The 2455-nt window shown below is 39.5% G+C and carries 3 protein-coding genes; 2 read left to right on the top strand and 1 reads right to left on the bottom strand.

The features are described 5' to 3' along the window. The first annotated feature begins 256 nt into the window (after positions 1–256). On the top strand, positions 257–1144 hold the full coding sequence (locus L1D46_RS20380) for a LysR substrate-binding domain-containing protein (protein WP_054551603.1): 888 nt from the start codon (positions 257–259) through the stop codon (positions 1142–1144). 55 nt (positions 1145–1199) lie between these two features. Then, the gene (locus L1D46_RS20375; protein ID WP_239978145.1) at positions 1200–1964 is read left to right on the top strand and encodes a YdcF family protein; all 765 of its coding nucleotides are present in this window, start codon (positions 1200–1202) and stop codon (positions 1962–1964) included. A gap of 6 nt (positions 1965–1970) precedes the next feature. Here the strand turns inward: L1D46_RS20375 and L1D46_RS20370 are convergent. Then, a partial coding sequence (locus L1D46_RS20370; RefSeq protein WP_239978144.1) for a Nif3-like dinuclear metal center hexameric protein occupies positions 1971–2455 on the bottom strand: 485 nt, incomplete at its 5' end.

Here is a 2455-nt window from a genome sequence, read left to right as displayed (position 1 = left end):
TATCAAGTTAGTTCTCGCAAGCTATAACACTATTAAAATAGCAAGTTTCAACTTGAGGTAAATTCATATAATTTCATAACTAAAATACAAACAATTACATGACAACGCTGTCAATTATTTATAGGAAGGCGTATTGTAAAAAAGCGGTTAAATTAATCGCCAATTTTAGACGTCTAGACGTTGAAAAAAAGAATTCTAAGGCGTAGTATGTTCGTAATCTGAGTCAGACTCACATTTTTCATGAGATTTTTTAAAGATGATTGATATAAAACACTTAAAAACCATAGCGACCCTTAAAGAAACAGGCTCTTTGGTCAATACAGCGCGTGAGTTATTTCTAACTCAATCGGCTTTATCGCATCAAATTAAAGATCTTGAGAATAAGTTAGATTGCCAACTGTTTGAACGTAAGACACAGCCTGTGCGCTTCACACCACAAGGTATGTTACTTCTGGAACTTGCTAACGAGGTATTACCTCGAGTTGAAGCAACGAAATGTCGTTTAAAGGAAAGCCTGAATCAGCCAATATCAAATTTACGTTTAAGTGTTGAGTGTCATGCCTGCTTTCATTGGTTGCTACCAACCATAAAAGAATTTAATAACTTTTGGCCTGATATTAAAATTGATTACGAGCGCGGCTTTAGTTACGACGCTATCCCAGATTTAATTAATGATGAATTAGATCTAGTGCTGACTTCTGATATTCGTGAACCCGATCAGCTTGAATATGCTCACCTGTTTGATTTTAAATTAAAACTAATCGTTGCACCGGATCATGAATTGGCAAAAAAAGCCTATGTCACGGCCCTTGATTTAAAGAACGAAACAATTATTTCTTACCCTATTCCGCGTGAGCGCCAAGATATCTTTAAACATTTCATTCAAAATGCACGATTTGATGGCACCCTTAAAACTGTTGACCAAGGCTTATTGATTTTCCAATTAGTGAGCGCAGGTATGGGAGTTGCAGCATTACCAGATTGGCTAGTCACCCCTTATGAAAGCCAAGGGCTTATTAAGTCTATTCCGTTAGGTGCATTAGGTCTTACACGCCCTATGTATTTAGCGATGAAAAAAAATATGAAAGATAACCCTGTTTATCGCCACTTTTTAAATACTTGTAAGCAAAATAACGGTCGCTAAAGCAAGGCAAAATAACTAACATAGCATTATCTGTCACAGACAATAGCATTGATATATGTTTGAAATTAAAAAGATCATTGGCTCATTATTAATGCCCCTGCCGTTGCTCGGGCTGCTTACTTTAGTAATGGTATTTTTAGACATTACACATAAACGCAAAGTACTCTATTTTGGCTTTGTTAGCATTTTAACTTTAATGCTGATAAGCACGCCATTTATTGGCCAATCATTGATAGCTTCAAGCAATAACCCTGCATGGCAATTTAACCAAGCAAAACATCCTAAACTTGATAATATTGTGGTACTTGGCTGCTCAATAATGCCCAACTCGCGCCTTCAAGCAAACCACCAGTTAGGCGATTGTGCGCTTGCTCGCTTACTTGAAGGTGTTAAGCTTGCTCACCATTATCCAAATGCCACCCTCTATGTATCAGGGGGCGGTTTTGCTAATACCACCAATAGTCAACTCATGTTTGAAACAGCAAAAGCGTTAGGTATTTCTGCAACGAGAATTAAACAAAACCCCCTCGCTATGGATACCGCAGAAGAAGCGAAGCGACTTGCCATTTATTTAGTCGATAGAAAAACAGCGCTTGTCACCTCAGCGAGCCACATGCCGCGAGCGAAAGACTTATTTAATGCACAAGGTGTTGACGTGATCCCAGCGGCAACCGACTTTCAAGATTTTAGTCAGTATCCAACATATAAGCAGTTTATACCTGATGACGATGTACTTGTTGCAGTGACCAGAGTTGCTCATGAGAAAATTGGCAGTGCATGGGTGAGTGTGCGCCGCTGGATTGATCCAGAGGCGCTATAGACTTAATCAGACTGGATTGTCTATATCGATAAACGTTACATCAAAACCATGCTGCTCAGCTAAAAGCTCGCCTAAGGCTTTAATGCCATACCGCTCAGTCGCATGGTGCCCTGCTGCAAAAAAATCGATACCTTGCTCGCGTGAACTATGAATAGTCTGCTCAGAGGCTTCACCAGTAAGATAAGCATCAATACCTTGAGCAGCCGCTAAATCAATATACCCTTGTCCACCTCCTGTACACCAAGCGATGGTTTCGATTTTCTGTTCTCTAACCAAGCTAGTTAATGGTGCACGGTTAAGTACTTGAGTAATTTTGTCGGAAAACTCTTCACCGCTTAATGGTGTTTTTAAACGTCCCTTTACTGGCACACTATTTGGACCTGATTCAAGCCCGCCTGTGAACTCAATATCGAGTAACTTTGCCAATTGTGCGTTATTACCAATGTCGGGGTGAATATCAAGCGGTAAATGATAGCCATATAAATTAATAT

Origin of the sequence: Pseudoalteromonas sp. Isolate3, from assembly GCF_022398505.1 — a bacterium.
Taxonomy (GTDB): domain Bacteria; phylum Pseudomonadota; class Gammaproteobacteria; order Enterobacterales; family Alteromonadaceae; genus Pseudoalteromonas; species Pseudoalteromonas apostichopi.
This window is presented reverse-complemented; position numbering and strand designations above follow the sequence as displayed.